We start from the raw sequence: 24303 nt of genomic DNA, 5'->3' as shown, positions 1-24303 counted from the left end.
TCACGGGGCGCCGATCAACTCCAGCACGGGCCCGACGTGAACGGCGCGATAGACAGTGTCACGAATCGCGTTCGCCTCGGCATCCGTCATCGTTTCCGAGAGTGGCCGCAGCGTGATGCGCAGCAGCGCGTTTGCCTGATCGGGTTGGAGAGCGAGGCGTTCACGTGCTGCCGCAGGAAGCGACGCATACGCGGTCCACGACAGAAGCTCGACCGACTCGAGAGCATCCACGCTCGACCCCAGGGCGCTTCGCACCGCATCGCCGATTGTCTCTTCATCAGAGCCCTCGCCGACAACGACAGAGAGGTCACGGCGGATCGGAGGAAGCGTTGAGACCGGGCGCCACGGGGCAAGGTCGCGCATTTGCTCGGCGACTCGTGGGTCGTCAGATCGCAGAATGCGAATGTCTGAGATTCCCTTGCGAAGCATCAACGCTCGATCGAGGCCCATGCCGAGCGCCAACCCGGTCCATCGCCCGGGGTTGAGCTGTCGGCGCTGGAGCACGGCCGGGTCCGCGATGCCGCATTCGGCGAGTTCCAGCCATTCGCCTTCTGACAGCACATCGACCTGCAGACCGGCCACGGTGTACGGATGCGGCGAGGGCACCGCCCGCCAGGTGGCACCGGGGAGGACAGCCTCGACGACAGTCGCGGCGAGACGCTGCAGATCGTCGGCACCGAGGGGAGTTCTTCGCGCGATACGCCACAGGTCGACCTGGTGCGGTTCGCCCACGTGCGTGCGGTCAATGGAGTCGCGACGATACACGAGGCCGGGAACGACGTGAAGCGAGTCGCGGTCGGCCGCGCTGAGCGTTCTCGCCCGCTCGGCACGGGCGAGGTCGGCGAGAATCTGCGGCATGGCCGCGGTGGTGTGGCTGCGCAGCATGACCGTGGGGCTCACGTAGCGCGAGTAGCGGCGGTCGCGTGTGACCGCATCCGGGCTGTACCCGAGCCTGTCGTAATTGTCGTCGACACTCGTCAGTGGGCTGGTGCGGTGTTCGCGAGCGGGAACATGCCACATTTTCGTGAGAGCTGTCACCACATCGGCGAGGATCAGCTGCATCGCATGCTGTCCATGTGCGGGGTTGCTGAGATCACGGACGTTGAGCGCGTCGTGGAGCTGAGCTGGGGTCAGATAGTCAGAAGTCATGACGGAGTCTTTCGGTCGAAGTGTGCGGGGGATACCCCTCGACCGGACCCGTCTGACTAGGCGCGCCTCAGGAGAGCCCAGCGACCGGTGATCGGTCGAGGGCTGAGAAATCGGCGCGTGTGAAGCATGGTGACAGTGTACTCCGGCTGACCGAGTACGCACGTGCCTCGCTCCGGACCTCCGTCGTCGCATTCGCCGCGGCGTCGTTGGCAGTGTTCTCGTTGGCCACCGAGGTATGCGAGGTAACCATTCGTCGTCCACAGGAATGACGTTCGGCGAGTTATCCACAACCGTGGTGTGACCGGGGGTTTATGCCGGATCAATGTCGGTGGCTGCTGGAAGACTACGGGCATGGAAAAACCCGTCGAACGCAGCATCGAGGCCGTCGCGGGCATCGCGTCGGCTGCGGCTTCGGGCGTGCTCGACGTGTTGCCGCGATCGGCTGCCGCGGCGAGCGATGGTGTGTTGCTTGAGGCTGTTGCTGCGCTGGGTGAGCTGGGGCGGGCCCAGCAGGCCGCTCTTGCCGTTGTCGCCGCGGAAGTCGCGACACGGTCGGTGAAGGTTGAGGGTGCGCAGACACTCGCAACTCGGAACGGGCAGCGCACCGCGGCGGGTCTTCTGCAATCGACCGCCCGCATCTCGCAGAGCGCCGCACGCCGCGCCCTTGCCTACGGTGAAGCCATCACCATTGACTCGAGCATGTCCGGTGCACCGTTGCCTCCCCGGTGGGGCCACATTGCCGACGCTGCGTTTGACGGAACCGTCGATGTTGAGGCCGTTGTTCCCGTGGTCCGACACCTTGACGAGGTACGTCTGTCGGCCGACCCGGAGCTGCTGGACGTGGCAGAGGACGGCATGATGCGGATCGCTGCCGGGTCCACCCCGGAATATTCGAGGCAGCAGATGCGGGTGTGGAAAGAAGCCCTCGACCCCGACGGAGCCAGGCCGCGTGAAGAAGCACAGCGTCGGGCGAGGTTCTTCCGCATTGGCCGGACCGATCAGCAGGGCATGACCCCGGTGAAAGGGCTGCTCACCCCGGACGCCGCAGCGCACCTTCACGCAGCGATCTCCACGCACACCAACCCGCGCGCCCGCGTCACGTTCGCTCCAACCGAGAACAGCACGAACACAGCCGGTGACGGCGCGCCAGAGAACGGCGACACCAGCGCGGATGCTGCCGGTGTCGGCACCCGCGATCTCGATCCCCGAACCCATGGGCAGAAGCTGCACGACATCCTTGATGGCCTGATCAGCTCGGGGCACCGGGCCTCAGTCACCGACGGGGGCAGCCGACGCGCGATGACGCAGGTGATCGTCACCGCGACCGTGGAAGACCTCACCAACGGCAACGCCGTCGGATGGATCAATGGGGCGGACGAACCTGCCGGCCCGGTCACGACAGAGAGAATCATCTGCGACGCCGGCTATCGGCCACTGCTGCACGGAGAACACGGAGAAGCGCTTTGGATGGGCGCGACGCAGCGGGCGTTCACACCCCAGCAGAAGCTCGCCATCGCTGTCCGCGACGAGACCTGTGCCTGGCCCGAATGCGACATGCCCGCCGACTGGTGTGACGTTCATCACGCCGTCCCGTGGAGCCAGGGTGGACCCACAGACATCGACAACGGGATGTTGCTCTGCAGCGCCCACCACCACATGCTGCACGCCCAGAACTGGCACATTTTCATGCAGAGCGGCATCCCGTACCTGACACCACCACCGTTCATATCGAGATCACACCAGCCGATCCGTCTCGGCCAAAACAGGCCACGACAAGTCACCCGAGCTCGCGACACCCGAAGGAAACGACGCGGCACGCGCGCCGGCGAACGCGGCACCGACCCACCAGACAGCAGCTGAATTGCGACGTGCTGCCGCAGAAGCGGCGAACGTGCCTCAGCGCCGGGCGAGGAACCGCCCAATGTCGGGTGAGTGCGACATCTTTTTCGATTGAAACACGAGAACAACGTGATTCTCGAACACATCGATAGGCAATGTCGAGCGTGAGTGCGACCGCGTTCGACGGTGCGCAAACCACCAGGAATCGCATTGTCGACGACGCTGACGGGTGAGAAAGCGCACGATCATCGAGATTGAAGTCGAGGTCGAGCGGGCGAGTACTTGAGGTCGCAGTAGTTGAGCAGCCGGGCAGCCGAACTCAAGCACCTCGGCGCTACCGAGTACCGTGGGCACATGAGTACGAGTCTGAGCGATGGCGGCGTGGTCGAGACTGTGCCGTACACCGAGCAACCTCCGGCACACCGAGTCGTTGAATATGCCCTGGGGCCTCTGTCACTCGACAGCCCGACCGTTTCCGACGGCGACGTCGTTGAGTACTCGCTATCGTCAAGCGCAATCTACCCCGATACGGATCGGGAAGTTTGGGTAAAGATCCCGAAGCGGGCGCGAGATGCAGAACGCGCGGATGTCGTTGTTTTTCAGGATGGCGCTCTGTATCTGGATCCAGAGGGGCCGGTGAGAGCAGGAACTGTTCTCGACAACCTTGTCGATAGCGGCGCAATACCACCGACGATTGGCATCTTCATCAATCCGGGAATCCGTCGTGGGAACGCTCATCGTAAGAACCGCAACGTTGAGTACGACGCATTCAACGATGACTATGCGCGTTTCGTGCGCGAGGAGGTGTCTCCAGCGCTGCGTCCCACGCTCGCCACACTGAATGTCAACGACAGGTGGACCATATGTGGAGGCAGCAGTGGTGGGAACTGTGCTTTCACCGCGGCTTGGCTTCGCCCGGAATGGTTCAGCGGCGCTATCTCATTTCTCGCGAGCTTTCCGCAAATGCCAGGCGGGAATCCATACCCCGTTCTCATCCCACGGGAAGACCGGCGCGACGTACGATTCTTTATGCAAACGGCGCAACACGACCTGAACTGGGGATGCCATGACGATAATTGGTTTGCCGAGAACCTCAAAGTAGCCGCAGCGCTCGATCAATCGGGGCATGATCTTCGACTCGTTGTCGGGCAAGGTGGCCACAGTCCGAATCACGGGGGCGTGCTGCTCCCGGATGCCCTGACGTGGATGCTTGCTCCCCGCGATCGCGTCGCCAGCGGCTAGGCGAGGGTGTAGCCGGCGTCCTCGACGGCTGCACGCACGGATGCTGTCTCCAGCGGCTCCTCGCTCGTCACCGTGACGCGAGACTCGTCGCCCGGGTTCAGCTCGACAGACACATTTGTCACGGATCCGAGCGCCGCGAGCTCCTCCGTCACCGCCTTCACGCAGTGCTCGCACGTCATGCCCGAGACGCTGAACGACGTGGCAAGTGCGCCGTCCACCACGGTTGCCGACGCCGGCGACGACTCCGTCTCACCGTGTCCGCACATGCACGCTCCTCCGCCACAGCATCCGCCTGACGTGTCGTTGGCAGCGTTCTTATCGGTCAGTCCGAGGTCCATAAAAGCCATTGAGTGTCGATCTCCTTCGCGTGAGTTGGTCGGTCAGCGGACAAGACGGGCGATCGCGGCGGAAGCCTCTTTGAGCTTCTCGTCTGCGACAGGGCCGCCTTCGCGCGTCGCCTCGGCGACGCAGTGATTGAGGTGGTCATCGAGAAGCTCCAGTGCGACTGTCTCGAGGGCCTTCGTCGCAGCAGACACCTGCGTCAGAACGTCGATGCAGTATGTGTCGTTCTCGATCATCTTCTGAATGCCGCGCACTTGGCCCTCGGCACGTTTGAGGCGCTTAAGCAGAGCCTCTTTGTCATCGACGTATCCGTGTTGCATGATGCCTCCCGGCCCACAGTATACCCCCTCCCGGTATCAATTCGGTCCGGATGCTGCCAGGTCGGCGTCGGCGTCGGCGTCAGCGACTGCCCTCTGTGCGATGCCTTCAGTGCCGGGTGTGGCCGCACCGCGCATGATCGCGCTGCGCATGATCGCGTCCGGGCCGGGCCGGGTCAACAGCCGGGCCGGGCCAGCGTCAGTACCGGTATCAGCGTCAGTGCCGCCGTCGGTCTGACGACCCTGCGCCCGGGTCGCCTCCTCCTGTGGGGTTGTCGTCGATCGCGTGCTTGTCTGGCCGGCTCCACGAACTGCCACCCGGATCGCCGCCTGGATGCGGATCATCGTCGCGTGCGAATTCGTCGGGCCGCGCTGCGGAGTCCGCCCCGGGATCGCCGCCGTCCTCGGTATGTTCGCTCATTCCCGCGCTGTCTGGGCGGGTCCAGGATGCTGCGCCCGGATCGCCGTGGTGGGCCGGAGACTCGCGGTGCTCTTGTGGTGAAACATCGTTGTTCATCATGATGATCACTTCCTTATGTCTAGGTTTACGCCGCGACCGTCCTGTTGACAAGGGAGGAATCCTTCTGCATGGGTTGTGTTTATACCCCCAGGGGGTATAGTGTCCGAGGAGGAGTGACATGACACACGACGAGACAGAACGCGGACAGCGCCCGGCAATGCGCGACCATGCCGAACACGGCGCCCACCACAGTGCCGGCCGCGGTGCCGAGTACAGTGCCGAGCCGAGCGCCCACGATCATGCTGGCCACACTGCACACAGCACGAGCGCCGCGTATGGCGAGAGCGGCGAGCACGCTCCCTCTGCGCATGGCTCTCATGAGGGGCACAGTTCCCATGAGGGACACAACTCCCATGAGGGGCATGGCGCCCACGGCGGGCACGACCACTCATCGCACGTCACGCAGTTTCGCCGGCTGTTCTGGATCATGCTCGTCGTGTCGCTTCCGACCGCGTTCTTCAGCGCGATGTTCGCCAGCATCCTCGGTTATGCGCGCCCGGAGTTTCCTGGTGTCGACTGGATCTCGCCCGTGCTCGGCACGATCATCTTCGTGTGGGGCGGCAGGCCGTTTCTGACCGGCGCTGTGTCCGAGCTGCGGTCGCGACAGCCCGGCATGATGCTGCTCATCGGAATGGCCATCAGCGTCGCGTTCGTGGCGTCGCTCGGCTCGAGCCTAGGGCTGCTTGACCATCAACTGGACTTCTGGTGGGAGCTCGCGCTGCTGATCGTGATCATGCTGCTGGGCCACTGGATCGAGATGCGGTCACTCGCACAGACCTCGTCCGCCCTCGACTCCCTTGCGGCGCTGCTTCCCGATGAAGCCGAGCGCGTCACGGGCGACGCTGTCGAAACGATCTCGCCCGAGGACCTCGTCGTTGATGATCTCGTGATCGTGCGGCCCGGAGGCCGTGTGCCCGCCGATGGCACGGTGGAAGAGGGCACGGCGGCTGTCGACGAATCCATGGTCACGGGGGAGTCCGTTCCCGTGACGCGCGGCCCGGGCGACCGCGTTGTCGCCGGAACGATCGCGACAGACACGGCACTGCGCGTACGCGTGAGCGCGATCGGCGACGACACGGCGCTCGCCGGCATTCGGAAACTGGTGAGCGACGCCCAGAACTCATCGTCTCGCGCCCAGCGCCTGGCCGACCGGGCCGCTGCGCTGCTGTTCTGGTTCGCGCTCTCGGCCGCCGTGATCACCGCTCTCGTCTGGGTGCTGATCGGGCAGCCGGACGCCGCCGTGATCCGCACCATCACGGTGCTCGTAATCGCCTGTCCGCATGCGCTGGGTCTGGCAATTCCGCTGGTCGTGTCAATCGCGACCGAGCGTGCCGCCCGCAGTGGTGTGCTCGTGCGCGATCGCCTGGCGCTTGAATCGATGCGCACGATCGACACCGTCGTCTTCGACAAGACGGGGACGCTCACGCGCGGCGAGCCCGCGGTCGGCGAAGTCGCTTCCATTGACGGGACCGATGAGGCGCACGTGCTCGCGCTCGCGGCCGCGGCCGAGTCAGACAGCGAGCATCCGCTCGCCCGCGCGATTGTGCGCGAGGCCGAGCATCGCGGTGTCATGGTGCCGCGCGCGGCAGAGTTCCGTTCCGAGCCCGCGCTCGGGGTGACGGCAACCATTGACGGGGCAGTGATTCGCGTCGGAGGCCCCGCGATGCTGCGAGACGCCGACGCTGAACCGCTCGACACCGTGGACCCGTGGTCGGACGAAGGTGCGATCGTGCTTCACGTTTTACGCGACGGGCAGGTCATCGGCGCGCTGAAGCTCGCTGACGACGTGCGCGACGAGTCGGCGATCGCCGTGGAGAAGCTGCATGCGCGCGGCATTCGCGTCGTCATGATCACGGGGGACGCGCAGGCGGTGGCGGATGCTGTCGCGAACGAGCTCGCCATTGACGAGGTGCACGCGGGCGTGCTGCCCGAGAACAAGGCGTCGACGATCTCCGGACTGCAGAAGCAGGGGAGGCGCGTGGCCATGGTGGGCGATGGCGTGAACGATGCGCCGGCCCTCGCACAGGCAGACGTTGGGCTGGCCATCGGTGCCGGAACGGACGTCGCCATCGGCTCCGCCGGTGTGATCCTCGCGAGCGACGACCCGCGCTCGGTGTTGTCGGTCATCGAGCTCTCGCGCGCCACGTATCGCAAGATGACGCAGAACCTCTGGTGGGCGGGAGGCTACAACCTCATCTCCGTACCGCTCGCGGCCGGTGTTCTCGCGCCCATCGGCTTCGTGCTGCCCGTCGCCGTCGGTGCTCTGCTGATGTCAGCATCCACTGTGGTCGTCGCCCTCAACGCGCAGCTGCTGCGTCGCCTGGACCTGTCGCCCGAATCACGCTGACGCTCGAACCACGCCACGCCCTCGGTGCGGTCAGTCTTCCAGCGTGAGGGCGATCTTGCCGCGCACGTGACCGGTAAGCAGGTGCTCGTATGCATCGCGCACCTGCTCCAGTGGGTAGGTGGCCTCGATGGGAAGATCCACGGTGCCCTCGGCGACAAGCTCGGCGATCGCGCGCAGCTCATCATGCGTGCTCTCGGCGCGGGCGTAGTCGCTGAAACCGTGCTTCGCGGCAAACGGGCGGTCGGCGATCGTATTGACACGGTTCGCGGGGACGCCGAGCTCGATCGCGGTCTCGAGAGTCTCGCGCCCCGCGTGGTCGAGGACGACGTCGACGCCCTGCGGTGCTGCCGCGCGCACGCGGTCGGCGAGACCGTCTCCGTAGGCGACGGGAACGATGTCGTGTGCGCGAAGCAGGTCATGATTGCGCTCACTCGCCGTGCCGATCACCGTGGCACCGCGCAAGCGGCACAGCTGTGCGGTGAGGTAGCCGACGCCGCCCGCCGCCGCGCTCACGAGGACGGTGTCGTCTCGCGAGATCTCCATCTCGCGCACCATCGCCATGGCTGTGCGTCCCGCGATATCCAGGCACGCCGCCTGGGCCGTGCTCAGCCCTTCGGGGATGAGTGTCAGGGCATCCGCGGTGACGGTGACGTAGTCGGCCTGCGCCCGCATGCGTGCTCCGCCGAAGACGAGGTCGCCCACCGCAAAGCCGAAGGCGCGTCGCCCCATGCTCTCGATCCGCCCCGCGAAGTCGTTGCCGCTTCCCGCGGGCAGTGTGACGCCGTGGCGCTTGGCGTTCGCCGGGTCGGCGACGATCTTCGCATCGACAGGGTTGAGCCCCGCAGCCAGCACGCGCACGAGGAACTCCCGCTCACCAGCATCCGGAATGTCTTGGTCGACGACCTCGAAGTTCTCGATCCCACCGAATCCTGTGATGTGAACGCGCCGTGCCATGATGCTCCTCTCGCCTTCTTTCAGCCTCTCACGCTGAGGGGAGCCGCGCGGGCTTCAGCGCCCCGGCCAGCAGAATGACGAGGGCGCCGGAGATCGGAACAATCAGCAGCCCGGCGCGCAGTCCCGCTGCCTCTGACACCAGGCCGACGAGCGGTGGGCCGACGAGGAAGCCGAGGCGCAGAAGCCACGAGACGATCGTGAGACCGGTGCCGGGCCGGAGTCCGCGCAGTGAATCTGCCTCGTGCATCGCTGCGGGAATGAGGGTCGCGACGCCGAGGCCAGCGGCGGCGAATCCCGCGATTGTGCCGGGCACGGAGGGGAACGCCAGCGCAGTGCCCATGCCCACGGCGACGATGATGCCGCCTGCTCGAGCGACAGTGCGCTCGCCGAAACGGTCGACGAGGCCGTCGCCGATGAGCCGCCCGACGAACTGCGCTCCGACGAGAGCGATGAATCCCATCGCCGCGAGAGCTCCCGGTGCATCGAGACTGTCGCGCAAATACAGCGTCGCCCAGGAGTTTCCGCCGTCTTCAATGAAGGCGCCGGCCATGCCGATGAGCACGAACGCGGTGATCAGCAACGCGATGCGACGCGGTTTCAGAGGGGGAGCTGAAGCGGTGCCCACGGTCGTGTGAGCGCCCGTGTCAGCATCTGGCCCGGGCAGGCAGAGTGTGAGCGCGATGATGGCCACCACCGAGAAGACCGCGGCTGAGATCGAAATATGGATGCTGACGGGCAGCTGCACTGCGATCGCCGCAGCCGACATCGCCCCGCCGAGAACCGCGCCCAACGACCACAGCGCGTGAAACGAGTTGATGATCGAACGCCCGTACCGGCGCTGCACCCGCAGACCATGGGCGTTCTGCGCGACGTCGGTGATGGCGTCCATCGCGCCCGCTGCGAACAGGCTGGCGGCGAACAGCGCGCTGACAGGAGCGAACGCCGCACCCAGAAGCCCGAGGCTTGTCAGAATTGTGCCTGCGGTTGCGAGCCGGGCGGACCCGAACCGGCGAATCAACGCGGCAGCGGCAAGCCCCGCAACGATCGCGCCCGTGGGGAACGCGGCGAGCGAGAGGCCGTACAGTGCGTTGTCCATGCCAAGTTCCGCCTTGATTTCGGGGTAGCGGGGCAGGATGTTGGCGAGCAGAGCTCCGTTGGTGAGAAACAGCATTCCGACGGCGAAGCGCGCGCGACGTGCCGTGAGGCTCACCGGTGTGCGGGCGGGTGCGCGCGCGATGCGGCTCATCAGTGTCGTACTCCTGTGCGTGCGTATCGTTCGGGTGTCGTGCGAGGAGGTCGGGCGCTGAGGGGATGCCGCATCAACGCTTGCGCTTCGAGCGCCCCGGAAGCATCTCTTTGACCATGTAGAAGCCCAGCAGCACCACGCCCGCGATTTGGAAGACGAGGGCGACGGTCGCGAACTGCTTGTTCGTCACGACGATCAGGATGCCGATGATGAGAAGGGTCGCGCCGACGAGGGGGATGATGTAGGGGCGCACCTCTCAAGTCTAGGTGAACTGCCCTGGGAGGCTGGTCGATCAGGTGTGCGAGACGCACGTCGCCTACCGTGGGACACGGGAAACCAGAAACGTGCTGTCGGGAGAGAAATATGAGCGAAGAGAGCCGAACCGTTAGCAGCGCATCGTCTTCCGAAGACACCGGGCAGCGCGTTGATGCTCTGGTCGTCGGGAGTGGGTTCGGCGGAGCCGTGACCGCGGCGCGGTTGGCGCAGGCGGGCTTCTCTGTCACTGTGCTTGAGCGAGGACGGCGATGGCGGGCGGGAGACTTTCCCCGCTCACCCCAGCTTCACGACGGTTGGCTCTGGAACTCTGACCGTGGCCTCTACGATGTGCGATGGCTGGACTCGATGCTGTCGCTGCAAGGCGCTGGGTGGGGCGGTGGCTCGCTCGTGTACGCCAACGTCTTCGCGCGCCCCGCTCCGAGCCTTGTCGATGAGCAGTGGCCGCTCGGTGAACGGCGCGCGGATCTCGACCCCTATTACGACTTGGCCGGGACGATGCTCGAGGTGTCACCCGTCGGCGCGGACCCTGCGACCGGCCGCGTCCCTCCCCGCACCTCAATTCTTGAGGATCTGGGGCAGAAGATGAGCATTCGCCCCGCGACAATTCGCCCCAACCTTGCCGTTCGGTTCGGAACACCGAATGAGTGGACTCCCAACAGCCACAACGTGCATCAGCGGGGCTGCTCGTTCGTCGGGGAGTGCGTTCTCGGCTGTAATCAGGGCGCGAAGAATTCGCTCGATTACAACTATCTCGCCGTGGCAGAACAGAACGGTGCCCGTGCCATCACGGAGTCGGAGGTTGTGCGAATCGAGCCGGATGACGAGGGGTGGACCGTCTGGTCGCGCGAAGACAACGGTGCGGGCCTTGTGCGCCGAACTGCTTCCCGGGTCTTCCTGGCGGCTGGTTCTGTGGCGACGACCGAGATGCTGCTGCGCTCTCGCGATGTCGACAAAACGCTTCCGGGGCTTTCGCCGGCGCTCGGCCACGGCTTCTCCGGAAACGGGGATTATCTGGCGCTCAGCACGGTCAGGCAGGGCACCGGAGACCTGACGACCGGGCCGACCATCACGACGACAACCGTGCTCGACGTGTGGGAGAAATCCGAGCCTGTGTGGTTTCAAGTGCAAGACGGCGCTGTCCCTCCCGCGCTCACGGCTCTGCTGGACCGGATGCTTCCGCTGCCGCGCATTCGCGCATGGTGGCGGTCCCGACGACGTCGTGACCCGCGCCGCACGATGGCGCTGCTCTCGATGGGGCGAGATGCTGGAACAGGGCAATTGGAACTCGACAAGCAGGGTGAGGCTCGTCTGCGATGGCTCAATCGTTGGCAGGCGCGCCTGTACCGTGCTGAAGGGCGTGTCGGCCCCGCCGTTGCACGCATCATCGGATCACCGGTGCGCACCCCCATCACCTGGTCGATCTTCCGACGCCCCGTCACCGTGCATCCACTCGGCGGCGTTCCGGTTGGCAGCGATCGTGAGAAGGCTGTTGTCGGGCCAGATCGCCAGGTGCACGGGTATCCGGGGCTCTACGTGATGGACGGTTCGGTGATCCCGGCCGCCACCGGTGCGAATCCGTCAGCCACCATCCTCGCCAGCGCGGAGCGTGCGATCGAGGGGATCATTCGCGACGTCACCGGTGATCGCTCCTGGAAGGCACCCGAGTGGACGCGTGTCAGGCGCGTACCGATTCCGGAAGACGACGCGTACCGCTGGATGGCTGATCGTCGGCGCCAGACCGCGGGCGACGGGATCTACCTTGACGAGACGATGCACGAGCGCACGGAGCGCCGTGCGCACGCGGGGCGGCTCCAGGTGCGGTTGGAGATCCCCAGCCTCGACAGCTTCCGGGCTGATCCTCGACATCGCCTGCCGGTCTCGGGAACGCTGACGCTGGCTCGCCTGCCCGGCACGCACGCCGTCTCGGGGCAGCTGAGCATGTTTCCCGAAGGCGCCGACTACCTGATGAAATATGACCTCGAGTTCACCGACAGTCACGGAGACTCGTGGTCGGTTGTCGGCATCAAGCGTCAGCGCGGCCGCGGTCCGATCGCTCGCTATCGGGGACTCACGAAAGTGCACCTCACCGCACGGCGGGCGGGTGAACAGAGCACGGATGTGTCAACGACGTTCGTCTTGCATCCTCGCAATGTGCTCGCCAATGGGCGATCGATCACACCGATCGGTTTCACAGCGGCGCGGCGGCTGAAGGCGTACCTCGCCTTCGCTAGGTTTTTCTTCCGGCATGTCTTCGGGTCGTGAGTCAGCGACCTGCCGGCCCGCGCCATGATTGGATGGAGGAATGGATGCTGTGAACGACTACATTTCTGATTTCGCCCGCTTCATCACCGCATCGCCCTCGTCGTACCATGCCGCCGCCGAGGTGGCACGGCGTCTCGACGCGGCAGGATTCCAGCGCCTCGATGAAGAGACGGCGTGGAGCGGCACGTCTGGCGGACGCTACATTGTGCGCGACGGCGCTGTCATCGCGTGGCTGCAGCCCGCAGCATCCGGGCCGACCACCCCGTACCGGATTCTCGGCGCCCACACTGATTCGCCCGGCTTCAAACTCAAGCCGTCCCCGACGACGGGGTGGCTGGGCTGGCTGCAGGCCGGCGTGGAAGTCTACGGCGGGCCACTGCTGAATTCGTGGCTCGACCGTGAACTCGAGCTGGCCGGGCGGCTCGTGCTGCGAGACGGCACAGAGAAGCTCGTGCGCACGGGGCCGTTCCTGCGAATTCCGCAGCTGGCGATCCACCTCGAGCGCAGCACGAACGACGGGCTGAAGCTTGACAGGCAGCGGCACGTGCAGCCGGTGTGGGGAACCGGTGACGCGAGGTCGGCTGACCTGCTCGACCAACTCGCCGGCTTCGCGGGCGTCAGCCGTGATGACGTTGCCGGCTACGACCTGCTGACGGCAGATACGCAGGAGCCGCGGCGGTTCGGGCTCGACGAGGCATTCTTTGCCGCGGGCCGCATGGACAACCTGTCATCCGTGTATGCGGGACTTGTTGCGCTGCTCGACGCTCACGCGGCGGGGGATGCTGAGCACATCTCGGTGCTCGCCGCCTTCGATCACGAAGAATTGGGGTCGCAATCTCGTTCCGGTGCGAGCGGGCCGATCCTCGATGACATCCTCACCCGCATCGGCGAGGGTCTCGGCGCCACGCGGTCTCAGCAGAAGCAGGCGTATGCGGCATCCTGGTGTCTGTCTGCAGATGCCGGTCACGCCGTGCACCCGAACTATGCCGAGAAGCACGACGCGGCAAACCAGCCGTATGCGGGCAAGGGCGTACTGCTCAAGATCAACGCCAACCAGCGGTACGCGACGGATGCTGCTGGCGCAGCACTGGTGGCGCGCCTCGCTGCGTCGGCCGACGTGACCTACCAGGAGTTCGTCTCAGACAACACCGTGCCCTGCGGGTCGACGATCGGCCCGCTCACGGCGACGCGTCTCGGCATCCGCACCGTGGACGTCGGTGCGCCGTTGCTCTCGATGCACTCGGCGCGCGAGATGGTGCACGTGGGCGACGCCGCGGCGCTGGGCGGCCTGGCCGGAGCATTCTTCGCCGGCGCCTGAGGGAGCCGTGCACCAATTTCGGAAATCTGAGAGCGGCAGAAAATCTGTTCCGCGAGAATCCGCGGATCGCGGAGCGTGTGCGCCGCGAACGTACCGCGATTTCCGAAATTGTGCAGGCCTTCGAGACGCCGCGGGCACACGCCCGAACGTTTCTGCCAAACACCACTGATGCTGCCAGCGCGGTAGCATCGCGACGTGCCTTCTTACCGCATCACGCTGTCGCCCGGGGCCATGCGCTCAGGTGTCGCGCCCGACCGCGTGATCCCGACGGTGGCGGATCCTGCGGCAGAACTCGTGACCGTCGAGGCGAGCGATGTGCAGCTGGTGCGCGGCACCCCGCGGATCGTTGTGCGATTCACGTGCGACGACGATGAGCTCGCCGAGCAGGTCGCTGCTCATGCAGCATCCGTTGCGAGTACCGTCGTCGACGTGAACGGCTGGTTTCTCACTCGTCGCGACGGAGGACGCTGGAAGCGCGTCGCATAAGCAGCGCCACGGGCCGCACTTTGTGACTTCGCCCCGCACCGCCTGCGCTCAGTGGTGCGCATGACCTCCTGCAGCATCCGCGTCGTCATCGTCGCCCGGTGTCTCGTCGACGGTCCACCGTGACGGGAGGTCGGCCCCCGGCTCGACCACGAGGAACTGCCCCATCATGCCGGCATCCTCGTGGCGCAGCAGGTGACAGTGGAACATGTACGGGTTGTCCGCATCCGCATAGTCGGCGAACTCCATGATGATGCGGTATTCGACGTCGGGCTCCAGATAAATGGTGTCCTTCCACCCGGCGAGTTCCGGCGGCGGTGGCACTCCGTCGATGCTGAGCACCTGAAACTGCACGTCGTGCACGTGGAAGTTGTGCGGCGCCGGCATCTCGTTGACGACATCCCAGATCTCCGTCGTGCTGACCGTCGACACGGCATCAATGCGGTCCATCTGCATCTGCTTGTCGTTGATGCTGTGGCCGTTGAGTGTGAACGAACGCTCGCCGGACGCCTTCGCCGGATCCAGCGGCTCGATGGTCGTCAGTGTCTCGGGGACCTCCCCGACATGAGCGAGATCGGATGCTGCACGCAGCTGCAGCACGTCGAAGCGGTCCTCGTGCCCGGCCGTTCCTGTGAGCGGCTGAAAGTTCTCGCCGAGATCGGGAGGGTTGCTGCGCAGCGTCACGGTCTCGCCCGGCTCGAGTGCGACGAGGATCTCAGCGCGCTCCGCCGGAGACAGGCGGATGTGATCGAGTGTTGCGGGTTCCTCAAGCAAGCCGCCTCCGCTCGCGATCATGGCGAACTCGCGGTCGTCGTCAAACGCGAAGTCGTAGACACGAGCGGGTGAAGCATTGAGGATGCGCAGGCGCACGACGTCCGTCGTGGCTTCGAAGTACGGCCCGACCGTTCCGTTGACGAGCAGCGTGTCGCCGAGGGTGCCGACGAAATCCTGCGTTGCGGTGAATTCGCCGTCGTCACCGAACCGGGCATCTTGAATGACTACCGGAACGTCGTCGACGCCGTACTCGCGGGGCAGAGGCAGAGCACGCTCGGTGTCGTCAGTGATCTGCAGCATTCCCAGAAGGCCGTGTCCCACCTGCCGCTCGGTGTCTTCGTGCGGATGTGGGTGGTACCAGAGCGTTGAGGCGGGCTGATCGATCGTCCATTCGGGGCACCAGTCAGCCCCAGGCTCGACGGGCTGGTGCGGGCCGCCGTCGGCTGCAGCGGGCAGGTGCATCCCGTGCCAGTGCAGTGTCGTGACCGAATCGAGGTTGTTCGTGAGGCAGGGCGCGAACTGTTCGCCGCGCTTCAGCCGGATGGTGGGCCCGAGGTAGCTGCCGTTGTAGCCCAGCGTCGGTGTCTGCTCGCCGTCGACGAATTCCGTTGTACCGCGTTCCGCGGTCAGGTCGACGTGCACGGTGCCCTCATCATCAACCGTGCGCTCCGCGAGAGGCGGGATCGCGAGCGGCGTATCGAAGTCGACGGCGCCGACCGTGTCGACGGCGGGAGAGCTCGGGGCGCACGCGGTGATGCCGACGGCGATGCCGAGCCCTGCGGCCACGAGAGCGGATGCTGTCGCCAGAACGGCGCGCGGGCGTCGCAGACGACGCGGCGATGTGCGGGGAAGTCGATTTCGAGGCATGGTTCCAGCCTCGCGAGCGGGTGCCTTGGCGGCATCCGTGTCTCACCCCAATCGTGGTGAGGGATCACCCTGACGTGCCCCTGAGGTCGTTTACCGCGTCACACACGAAAACGGCGAATGGCGGCTCCCTGAGGGGCCACCATTCGCCGAAGAAGACGATGATGCGAGCGTTTAGGCGGGGATGTCTCCCGGCCCGGCGATGTCGGCAAATGCGTCGATCTGGCTGTCGCCCGGGATGTGGGCGCCGTTGCCGATGCGCGCGTTCGGGCCGATGCGTGAGTGTCCGCCAACGCGGGCACCGTGGCCGATGTGTGAGTTCTGGCCGACGTGCACGTTGGCGCCGACGACGGCTGCGGCTCCGATCGTGGCGTCGCGGTCGATCCACGCCGTGGCGCCGATCCATGCTCCGCGCCCGACGACGGCACCGGGTTCAACGTAGGCTGTTCGTTCAATGTGGGCGGTCGGGTCGACCGTTGCGCCCGAAGCAACCAGTCCGCGACCGAGTGGGTGGCGGCGGTAGCGGGTGATTGTTCCGGTGTCGGTCTCGACGACCTCAGCGGGTGTGCTCAATCAAACTCCTTGGGAATGTGGCTCAGAGGAGATAACAATGCATGCAGGTGAAAGATTCCTGCGTGAAACTGGAGCAACGTCTGATTGCGGGGCAACCTCGGGGCGGGACGCAGCAGTTTTTCATTTCTGCATTAACTCCTCGAAAATCGTAACAAATACCGGATGAAAGGCAAAAACTCGTGGATGCCGATTCACGCTTGTTCAGCGGCCGAGAATGTCCTTCACCATCGGGATGACTCGCGATCCATACAGCTCGATGGACGCTGTCAACTCGCTGTGAGGCATCGGCCCATTCGAGTATTTGAGGTCGAAGCGGTCGAGGCCGAGCGTTGTGATTGTCGACGCGATGCGACGAGCGACGGTCTCCGGTGAGCCGACGTACAGCGACCCGTTGTCTGCCTCGTTGTCGAAATCGGCGCGGGTGGTGGGCGGCCAGCCGCGCTCGGCGCCGATGCGGTCGCGGTTCGTCTTGAAGTGTGGGAAGAGCTGTTCGCGGGCCAGCTCGTCCGTTGCGGCGATGTGTCCCGGGGAGTGGGCGCCCAGCGGCATCCGCTCGATCTGCAGCTCGTCGGCGGCACGATGATAGAGGTCCACGTACGGAGCGAAGCGAGCGGGATCGCCGCCGATGATGGCGAGCATCATGGGAATCTCGTATCTCACCGAGCGAATGACGGATTCGGGGCTTCCGCCGACGCCGATCCACGTGGGAATGCGCCCGGCAGCGGTCTTCGGGTACACGTTCGCACCGAAAAGAGGCGGTCGGTGTGAGCCCTGCCAGCTCACAGGCTTCTCGGTGAGCAGCTTCGAGAACATGTCGAGTTTCTCGGTGAAGAGCATCTCGTACTGGTCGAGGTCGAAGCCGAAGAGCGGAAATGACTCGGTGAAGCTGCCGCGTCCCAACGTGATCTCTGCGCGACCGCTGCTGACAGCATCCAGTGTGGCGAAGCGCTCGTAGACGCGCACGGGGTCGTCGCTCGAGAGCACGGTGACCGCCGTGCCGAGTCTGATGCGGCTGGTCTGCCCCGCGATGGCGGCCAGCACCATGTCGGGGGAGCTGATGGCGTAGTCGTCACGGTGGTGTTCGCCGAGGCCGATCGCGTCGATGCCTGCCTGGTCGGCGATGATGGCCTGCGTGACGACGTCGCGGATGACCTGATGGCCCGGGGTGCGCTCGCCCGCATCGTCAATGGTCACATCGCCGAAAGTGTCGAGGCCGAACTGGATGTCGCTCATGGAATCCTCACGGTCGTGGGTTGTGGTGCTCGAATAATTATTTATTCATTTGCATGGAGTGTAACGAGAGTGGAGTACGGAGTATTCCAGCAGTGCGACTGCACGGTGATTGTGCGGAGTGCCGGGGAGTTGCAGGGAGGGGTGGTGCGCGCACCATCGCGATGGCAAGGTGGATGGACACAGGCACGACCTGATCACGAGGGAGTGACACGATGACCGAGTTCGCGACATCAGCAGACGGTACCCCGATTGCCTTCGACCGTTACGGGACGGGGCCGTCGGTGATTCTCGTCGCCGGGGCCATGCAGGTGCGGGGCTCTGATCCAACGACGTCGCATATGGCAGAGCTGCTCGCCGATCAAGGCTTCACCGTCGTCAACTATGACCGTCGCGGTCGCGGTGAGAGCGGGCCGGTGAAGCCCGACGACGCGGGAAATGAACTGCAGCGTGAGATCGATGACCTCGCTGCGCTCATTGACATGCTGGGCGGTGAGACCCACGTCTTCGGCAACTCGTCCGGCGGCGCGATCGCCCTGTGGGCGGCGAATGAGGGCCTGCCCATCCGACGCCTCACCCTGTGGGAGGTGCCATTCGCGGTCGAAGACGACGGCGGGGCTGCCGCTGAGAATGTCGTCGAACTGCGTGGCCGCATCACTGCGGGAGATAAGGAAGGCGCCGTCGAGTACTTCATGAAAGACATGCCGCCCGCGTGGCTCGAGGGAGCGAAGTCGAGCGATGCGTGGCCCGGCATGGTCGAACTGGCTCCGTCGCTCGTCGCCGATGCAGCGTCGCTCGCTATTCAGGGCACGCCGCGCAGCGAACGGTGGGCGAACGTGACGCAGCCGACCCTTGCGCTCGTCGGCACCGAGACCCTCCCGATCTTCCCGCCCGCCGCCGAGATGCTCGCGAGCGACCTCGCGAACGGACGGACACGCACCATGGTCGCGTCGTATCACCAGTGGGATGCTGAAGTGATGGCTGGGACGCTCGCTGAGGAGTTCGGGCAGGAGTAATCGCGGATCACGGCTGCGGATCGAGGGCGTCATAGCCTGCGAAGCGCGGGTGGGTGCGCACCAGCATCCAGACGACGACGATGATCACGATGCCGCCGACCAGCGGCGGCACCCACAGCGCGGTGAGCGCGGTGACCGATCCCGCGACGAGGTCGCCGACGCGAGGGCCGCCCGTGACGACGACCGTGAAGATTCCCTGCATGCGCCCGCGCATTTCGTCTGGTGCCGACGCCTGAAGAATCGTCATGCGGAAGATCGAGCTCACGTTGTCAGAGCCTCCCGCGACCACCATGCACAGGGTGGCGGTGATGAGTGCCGGCCAGTTGACCTCGGCCTCGGAGGCAACGCCACCCGACAGGGACGTGACGAGAAGAACGACGCCGAAGGCGAGGATCGCGCCGCCGTACACGGCGATGGAGGTGCGGATCGCCCGGCCCTGATGTCGCAGCGCCCCGAGCCGGCCCGAGAAGACACTCGTGATGAACGCGCCCACGGCGAGCCCGGCCGTGAGCACGCCGACCGTGACCGCCCCACCGCCGAGCAGAAGCATGCCGACGGCGGGGAACATGACGCGTGGCTGGCCGAACGTCATGGCCACAATGTCGACGATGAACGACATACGGATATTCGGGGCGGTTCTCAGAAAGCGAAGACCCTCGACGACAGAGGCAAATCCGGTGCTGCGCACCTCACCCTGCGGCTTGATCGACGGCAGCGAGGCGATCCCCGCGAACGCGAAGGCGAACAGCACGGCGTCCGTCGTGAAGGTCCACTGCACGCCGACCGAGGCGACGAGAACGCCCGCGAGTGCCGGGCCGACAGTCACCATGACGCCCGCGCTGATGCCCGAGAGGGCGGATGCTGCGGGCAGCAGCTCGACGGGGAGCAGTCGGGGCAGAATGGCCTGCCGCGTTGTGCCCAGCACGGTCGCGGCCACGGTGTTGACAGTCATCACAAGGTAGAACGGCCACACCTGGTCGACGTGCAGCCACGCCAGAAGCGCAAGTGTCAAGGTGGCGCACCACGCCACGACCGCCGTGACGAGGGCCAGCGTGCGGCGATCGAACGCGTCGGCCAGCATGCCGCCATATAGCCCGAAGACGAGCATGGGCACAAGAGCGAAGAGGGCGACGAGCGAGACGGCGAATGTCGACCGCGTGAGGTCGTAGATGTGCAGGCCGACGGCGACGATCGTCATCTGCGTGCCGATGCCGGCGACGGCGTTCCCCGCCCACAGCCGTGCGAACGCCGGGCTGTGTTTCAGCGGCGTCAGGTCGGCGAAGATTCCGGTGCGCGGCTGTTCGCTGGGCGGCTCCGGCGCGTTCGTGTCGGTCACGAGCTGATCACGTGGCGAAACTATCACGTGTTCCAGATCTGCTCAGGCTTCCTGATTAAGATAGAACCAAGGTTCCTACCGGACCTGCGGACGAGGGCGCAGTACCCGCACAGCGACAAGACTGACCACGGAAAGGTGAGCTGTCGTGGCGTGGGTGATTCTCATCGTCTCGGGTGCACTCGAGGCCGTCTGGGCCAGTGCGCTCGCAGCATCCAATGGTTTTAAAAAGCTGTGGCCCAGCGTTCTCTTCGCTATGTCGATGTGCGTGAGCATGGCCGGTCTGGCTGTCGCCATGACGTCGATCCCAACCGGGACCGCGTACGCCGTCTGGGTGGGCATGGGTGCCGTGCTCACCGCTGTGTGGGCGATGATCACGAAGAAGGAACGTGCCACGGTCGCACGCGTGCTGCTGCTCGCCGGTCTCGTGGCGTGTGTCGTCGGCATCAAGGTGGTGAGCTGAGCCATGAAGTACTGGGCTGTACTGCTCGCGAGTTCTGTGCTCGAGGCCGTCTGGGCGACGGCGCTCGGCGAATCGGACGGCTTCACGCGGATCGTCCCGATCGTCATCTTCGCGCTGGCGCTGACCGGCAGCATGCTGGGGCTCGGCTACGCCATGAAAGGCCTACCTGTGAGTGTCGCGTACGCGGTATGGACGGGTGTCGGCGCTGCCCTCACCGTCAGCTGGGCGATCCTGACGGGAGCCGAGGCCGCCTCGACGCTCAAGGTCGTCTTCCTCGCCGGAATCGTGGCGTGCGTCGTGGGGCTCGCCCTCGTCACGCCCGCGCGGCCGAAGCGCGCGATGCCCACCGCCGCGACCAGCGCGGACAGCGACGCGGATGCTGGTCAGCCGTAGCGCTTCGCCAGGTACTCGCTGTAGGTCTTCGTTCCGTACGGCGCTCCGGGCACCATGTTCTTGCGTTCCCTCAGGGTGCGCACGATCTCCCCGGGCAGCCGGATCGACACAATGCGCTTCGTTGAGAGCGCGGCGGCCTTCCACTGTCGTGCCATCTGTTCGGCGCTGAGCCGCTCGGGGCCTCCGATGTCGGCCACGCGACCGGCAGGTTCCTGGCCCACCAGCTCGGTGAGCCGCTCGGCGACATCTTCCACAGCGATCGGCTGAGCGCCGAAGCGTGGAACGAAGACCCACGGCAGCCGCTTCTGGTAGGCGAAGATCATCGTGACGAGATCGTGGAACTGTGTTGCGCGCAGAATTGTGTGCGGCACCGGGGAGGCCTCGAGCATGTGCTCGATCTGAAGCTTCGCACGGTAATACGGCAGGGGGATGCTGTCGACGCCGACGATCGAGATGTAGACGATGTGCGTCACCGCGGATTCCTCTGCAGCCGCGATCAGCGTGCCGGCAGCATCCACGTCTCTGGTGCTTCCTGACGTTGCCAGGTGCACAACCGTGTCGATGCCGTCGAGGGCCTGGGCGAGGCCAGCGCCTGTCAGGAGGTCCCCGCGCACCTGGTCCGGCCCGGGATGGCGGCTCAGCACACGCACGGAATGCCCGGCCCGACGCAGCGCATCGACGGTCGGAACGCCGAGCGTTCCCGTGCCTCCGGTCACCAAGATTTCACTCATGCCCCCATTGTCTCGGACAAGCCTGATTCCGGCCAGAGGTGCGGGGCTGACAAAAGCAGTCATGGGGGTTATATTGGTCGGCGGCTTGAAAACGGGAGGTGTGCAATGCGGATCAGTGAGACGCGGCATCCGTCCCGGATTTCTGCCCCACAAGCCCGACCGACTTGGCCGGCACCCGCAGCCTGCGGGCCCCACGAGAGAAAGCACAGAATTGAGTGCATCGTCCGTCGTCCTGCGACGTGGTGATTTTCTTGACTGCTTGACGGAACTTGACGCCGAAGCCTCAGGGCGCGGCGTCCTGACCCGCGAGTTTGAAGACTTCGTACTTCACCGTGAAGGTGAAGACACGGCCAAGGCGCTGATCGTCGGCGTCGACCTGTCCGAGTGTGATCGCGTGCGCGAAGTGAAGCGTTCGCTGCGCACGATCGAGCGGCAGATCGACGATTCGTGCGCGCTTCTCGAAGGCGACGCCCACGTGTACGTCGTGATCAAGGGTGGTGCCGCCAGATCGTCGCGCGTGCTGCCGATCTACGAGACGCTCGCCGAGAAGCTGCACATGCTGGCGGGAAGCTCGCACGGCATTGAGATCAGCTCGACGGTGATCGACTGCACGGACTGCGACGACAAGAACCTGATCGCGAAGCGCATCATGGGGGATGTCACCTCGGCAACCGCAGACGAGGGCTCTCCGGCTGCGGCGCTGATGTGGCGCGATGTCGCCGACGCCTCGATCTGCGAGGCCTCGCACAACGACTACCTGTAGCGCTGCGATGATGCCAGCACTAGCCTGGCGGTCATGAAGGCGTACACAGCGGCACAGGTTCGCGCCGCCGAGCAGCCGCTGCTCGATGCGGGTGTTCCGCTCATGGAGCGTGCTGCCGCCGCGCTCGCCGACGAGATTCGTGAGCGTGCGCGCGAGAGCCGGGATGCTCGGGATGCTGCTGGCGAACCTCGCGTCTTGCTGGTCGTCGGCTCGGGAAACAACGGGGGAGACGCGCTGTTCGCCGGGGCCACGGTCGCCAGCCAGGGGTTCCTCGTTGACATCGTTCGCACGTCGGAGCGCATCCATGCCGCCGGGCTCGCCGCCGCGCTGGATAGCGGTGCGCGTGTCATCGATGCACAGTCCGTCGAAGCGAGCTCGTACGACGTGATCGTCGACGCCATTCTCGGAACCGGCGCCAGCGGGAGCGCCCTGCGCGGCACGGCACGCGAGGTCGTAGGGCGGATGCTGTCGCAGCTGGACGAGCCGCAGCATCCGGTCATTGTCGCGTGCGATCTGCCGAGCGGCATCCACCCGGATACAGGTGAGGTTCCCGACACCTGCCTCGTGCGCGCCGACGTGACCGTCACCTTCGGGGCAGCAAAGACGGGGATGCTGTGTGAGCCCGCATCGGACTACGTCGGGCGCCTTGTGGTCGCCGACATCGGACTCGGTGGTGAACTCGAGCGAATCGCCGCCGTGTGACACGGGTGGGCGCTTAGCCCTCACATAGAGTGACCGGCATGAGACGTCGAGAAGCGCCACCGGCTGCAAACGAGGCTCCTCGCCACCGCATGATTGTTCTGGCGCGCCCGTTGCGCACCGGGTTCCTCACGACGCTCGGTGTGCTCTTGGCCGTTGCTGTGGGCGTTGCTGTGTCGAATCTCTCGACGGTCTTCATCTACCTTCTGTTCGCCGTATTCCTCGCGCTGGCGATCGAGCCCGTCGTCAAGTGGTGTTCACGGCGCGGCATCTCGCGACCCTGGGCGATTGTCATCGTCTTCGTCGGCGTCTTCATCGTGCTGGGAGCCATTCTCGGCTTCGCGATCCCAATTCTCGTCGGCCAGATCGCGCAGTTCGCGCAATCCGTGCCGACTCTCATCGACGACTTCTCGAGCTCGAGTCTCTTTCATACGCTCGAGGGAATCTTCGGGGCAGGGCTGGAAGGCCTTCTCGGAGATTTGCAGGGGTTTGTCGCCGACCCCGCGAACATCGCCGCGATCGGCGGGGGTGCGCTCAAAGTCGGCGTCTCCGTCGCCACAGGAATTTCCGGCGCGATTATCGTCCTCGTGCTGACTCTCTACTTCGTCGCCTCACTTCCGACGATCAAAACGGCAATGTATAGCCTCGCTCCCGCCCGCAACCGCCCACGCCTTGCCGACATGACGGAGCAGATCACGGATGCTGTCGGCGGGTACACGGCCGGGATGGTGACCCTCGCGTTCTTCAACGCCGTCTTCACGGGCATCCTGTATTTCGTGCTCGGGCTGCCGTTCCCGCCGCTCATGATCGCAGCGGCCTTTCTGCTCACGTTGATCCCGCTCATCGGTTCCGTGCTGCTGTGGGCAATCGGCTCGCTGCTTGCCCTGTTCGCGAGTCCGCTCGATGCGCTCATCTTCGCTGTCGCCTATCTCGTATACATGCAGGTCGAGGCATACGTCCTCACGCCACGCGTGATGAACCGTGCCGTCTCGGTTCCCGGTTCGCTCGTGGTGATCGGTGCACTCATCGGAGGCACCCTGCTCGGGCTGCTCGGTGCGCTGATCGCGGTGCCCGTGACAGCATCCGCCCTGCTCATCATCAAACAGATCTGGGTTCCGCGGCAGGATGCTCTTGTGTGAGCGGGTCGACGCGTGCGCGACGCGGGGAAG

General features: G+C 65.4%; 24 protein-coding genes and 1 riboswitch. Of the genes, 12 read left to right on the top strand and 12 right to left on the bottom strand.

What is annotated here, in order from left to right; translation table 11 throughout:
• Window positions 1–1149, bottom strand: coding sequence for a PheS-related mystery ligase SrmL (locus OK352_RS13140; RefSeq protein ID WP_265141941.1), 1149 nt, complete (start codon window positions 1147–1149; stop codon window positions 1–3).
• 351 nt (window positions 1150–1500) lie between these two features.
• Here OK352_RS13140 and OK352_RS13135 point away from each other — a divergent pair, with 351 nt between their 5' ends.
• The gene (locus OK352_RS13135; protein ID WP_265141940.1) at window positions 1501–3009 is read left to right on the top strand and encodes an HNH endonuclease signature motif containing protein; all 1509 of its coding nucleotides are present in this window, start codon (window positions 1501–1503) and stop codon (window positions 3007–3009) included.
• A gap of 333 nt (window positions 3010–3342) precedes the next feature.
• Window positions 3343–4230: an alpha/beta hydrolase gene (locus OK352_RS13130; RefSeq protein ID WP_265141939.1), complete on the top strand. Its 888-nt coding sequence runs from the start codon at window positions 3343–3345 to the stop codon at window positions 4228–4230.
• Here the strand turns inward: OK352_RS13130 and OK352_RS13125 are convergent.
• From OK352_RS13125 to OK352_RS13115, 3 genes are all read right to left on the bottom strand, one after another.
• The gene (locus OK352_RS13125) at window positions 4227–4577 is read right to left on the bottom strand and encodes a heavy-metal-associated domain-containing protein (protein ID WP_265141938.1); all 351 of its coding nucleotides are present in this window, start codon (window positions 4575–4577) and stop codon (window positions 4227–4229) included. The two genes, OK352_RS13130 and OK352_RS13125, sit on opposite strands and share 4 nt — an antisense overlap.
• 33 nt (window positions 4578–4610) lie before the next feature.
• Window positions 4611–4892, bottom strand: coding sequence for a metal-sensitive transcriptional regulator (locus tag OK352_RS13120; RefSeq protein WP_265141937.1), 282 nt, complete (start codon window positions 4890–4892; stop codon window positions 4611–4613).
• 214 nt (window positions 4893–5106) lie between these two features.
• Window positions 5107–5409, bottom strand: coding sequence for a hypothetical protein (locus OK352_RS13115; protein ID WP_265141936.1), 303 nt, complete (start codon window positions 5407–5409; stop codon window positions 5107–5109).
• 118 nt (window positions 5410–5527) lie between these two features.
• Between OK352_RS13115 and OK352_RS13110 the strand changes: the two genes are divergently transcribed.
• On the top strand, window positions 5528–7756 hold the full coding sequence (locus OK352_RS13110) for a heavy metal translocating P-type ATPase (RefSeq protein WP_265141935.1): 2229 nt from the start codon (window positions 5528–5530) through the stop codon (window positions 7754–7756).
• Window positions 7757–7786: 30 nt separating this feature from the next.
• Here OK352_RS13110 and OK352_RS13105 read toward each other — a convergent pair whose 3' ends face one another.
• The 3 genes from OK352_RS13105 to OK352_RS13095 form a co-directional block, all read right to left on the bottom strand.
• Window positions 7787–8710: an NADP-dependent oxidoreductase gene (locus OK352_RS13105; RefSeq protein ID WP_265141934.1), complete on the bottom strand. Its 924-nt coding sequence runs from the start codon at window positions 8708–8710 to the stop codon at window positions 7787–7789.
• A 28-nt stretch (window positions 8711–8738) separates the two neighbouring features.
• Window positions 8739–9956, bottom strand: a complete 1218-nt coding sequence (locus OK352_RS13100) for an MFS transporter (RefSeq protein ID WP_265141933.1) — start codon at window positions 9954–9956, stop codon at window positions 8739–8741.
• Between the two features lie 73 nt (window positions 9957–10029).
• On the bottom strand, window positions 10030–10209 hold the full coding sequence (locus OK352_RS13095; protein ID WP_265141932.1) for a hypothetical protein: 180 nt from the start codon (window positions 10207–10209) through the stop codon (window positions 10030–10032).
• A 110-nt stretch (window positions 10210–10319) separates the two neighbouring features.
• Here OK352_RS13095 and OK352_RS13090 point away from each other — a divergent pair, with 110 nt between their 5' ends.
• From OK352_RS13090 to OK352_RS13080, 3 genes are all read left to right on the top strand, one after another.
• Window positions 10320–12494, top strand: coding sequence for a GMC oxidoreductase (locus tag OK352_RS13090; RefSeq protein WP_265141931.1), 2175 nt, complete (start codon window positions 10320–10322; stop codon window positions 12492–12494).
• 40 nt (window positions 12495–12534) lie between these two features.
• Window positions 12535–13812, top strand: a complete 1278-nt coding sequence (locus OK352_RS13085) for a M18 family aminopeptidase (protein ID WP_265141930.1) — start codon at window positions 12535–12537, stop codon at window positions 13810–13812.
• Between the two features lie 195 nt (window positions 13813–14007).
• The gene (locus OK352_RS13080; RefSeq protein ID WP_265141929.1) at window positions 14008–14298 is read left to right on the top strand and encodes a hypothetical protein; all 291 of its coding nucleotides are present in this window, start codon (window positions 14008–14010) and stop codon (window positions 14296–14298) included.
• Between the two features lie 48 nt (window positions 14299–14346).
• Here OK352_RS13080 and OK352_RS13075 read toward each other — a convergent pair whose 3' ends face one another.
• The 3 genes from OK352_RS13075 to OK352_RS13065 form a co-directional block, all read right to left on the bottom strand.
• On the bottom strand, window positions 14347–15936 hold the full coding sequence (locus tag OK352_RS13075; protein WP_265141928.1) for a multicopper oxidase family protein: 1590 nt from the start codon (window positions 15934–15936) through the stop codon (window positions 14347–14349).
• Between the two features lie 171 nt (window positions 15937–16107).
• On the bottom strand, window positions 16108–16506 hold the full coding sequence (locus OK352_RS13070) for a transferase (protein ID WP_265141927.1): 399 nt from the start codon (window positions 16504–16506) through the stop codon (window positions 16108–16110).
• Window positions 16507–16707: 201 nt separating this feature from the next.
• Complete coding sequence (locus OK352_RS13065) at window positions 16708–17739, bottom strand: LLM class flavin-dependent oxidoreductase (RefSeq protein WP_265141925.1); 1032 nt, start codon at window positions 17737–17739, stop codon at window positions 16708–16710.
• 212 nt (window positions 17740–17951) lie between these two features.
• Between OK352_RS13065 and OK352_RS13060 the strand changes: the two genes are divergently transcribed.
• Window positions 17952–18752 carry an alpha/beta fold hydrolase gene (locus tag OK352_RS13060; RefSeq protein ID WP_265141924.1) on the top strand — a complete coding sequence of 267 codons (801 nt, stop codon included), beginning with the start codon at window positions 17952–17954 and terminating at the stop codon, window positions 18750–18752.
• Window positions 18753–18759: 7 nt separating this feature from the next.
• Here the strand turns inward: OK352_RS13060 and OK352_RS13055 are convergent, their stop codons facing one another.
• Window positions 18760–20088, bottom strand: coding sequence for an MFS transporter (locus OK352_RS13055; protein ID WP_265141923.1), 1329 nt, complete (start codon window positions 20086–20088; stop codon window positions 18760–18762).
• Between the two features lie 65 nt (window positions 20089–20153).
• Window positions 20154–20217: riboswitch (guanidine-III (ykkC-III) riboswitch) on the top strand.
• 16 nt (window positions 20218–20233) lie between these two features.
• Between OK352_RS13055 and OK352_RS13050 the strand changes: the two genes are divergently transcribed.
• Both OK352_RS13050 and OK352_RS13045 read left to right on the top strand, forming a co-directional pair.
• The gene (locus OK352_RS13050) at window positions 20234–20548 is read left to right on the top strand and encodes a DMT family transporter (protein ID WP_265141922.1); all 315 of its coding nucleotides are present in this window, start codon (window positions 20234–20236) and stop codon (window positions 20546–20548) included.
• A 3-nt stretch (window positions 20549–20551) separates the two neighbouring features.
• Window positions 20552–20941: a DMT family transporter gene (locus OK352_RS13045; RefSeq protein WP_265141921.1), complete on the top strand. Its 390-nt coding sequence runs from the start codon at window positions 20552–20554 to the stop codon at window positions 20939–20941.
• Here OK352_RS13045 and OK352_RS13040 read toward each other — a convergent pair.
• A complete protein-coding gene (locus OK352_RS13040; RefSeq protein WP_265141920.1) occupies window positions 20932–21672 on the bottom strand; it encodes an SDR family oxidoreductase in 741 nt (246 codons plus the stop codon). The two genes, OK352_RS13045 and OK352_RS13040, sit on opposite strands and share 10 nt — an antisense overlap.
• 259 nt (window positions 21673–21931) lie before the next feature.
• On the opposite strand from OK352_RS13040, the gene OK352_RS13035 reads away from it, so the two are divergent.
• Genes OK352_RS13035 through OK352_RS13025 form a run of 3 tightly spaced genes read left to right on the top strand, consistent with a single transcriptional unit; the run spans window position 21932 to window position 24273 of the window.
• Complete coding sequence (locus tag OK352_RS13035) at window positions 21932–22435, top strand: hypothetical protein (RefSeq protein ID WP_265141919.1); 504 nt, start codon at window positions 21932–21934, stop codon at window positions 22433–22435.
• A 33-nt stretch (window positions 22436–22468) separates the two neighbouring features.
• Window positions 22469–23137, top strand: a complete 669-nt coding sequence (locus OK352_RS13030) for an NAD(P)H-hydrate epimerase (RefSeq protein ID WP_265141918.1) — start codon at window positions 22469–22471, stop codon at window positions 23135–23137.
• 38 nt (window positions 23138–23175) lie between these two features.
• Window positions 23176–24273 carry an AI-2E family transporter gene (locus OK352_RS13025; protein ID WP_265141917.1) on the top strand — a complete coding sequence of 366 codons (1098 nt, stop codon included), beginning with the start codon at window positions 23176–23178 and terminating at the stop codon, window positions 24271–24273.
• Window positions 24274–24303: the final 30 nt, after the last annotated feature.

It is taken from the genome of Microbacterium sp. MPKO10 (assembly GCF_026107415.2).
Lineage (GTDB): Bacteria > Actinomycetota > Actinomycetes > Actinomycetales > Microbacteriaceae > Paramicrobacterium.
The sequence above is the reverse complement of the archived record's forward strand: the minus strand, read 5'-3'. Positions and strand labels throughout refer to the sequence as shown.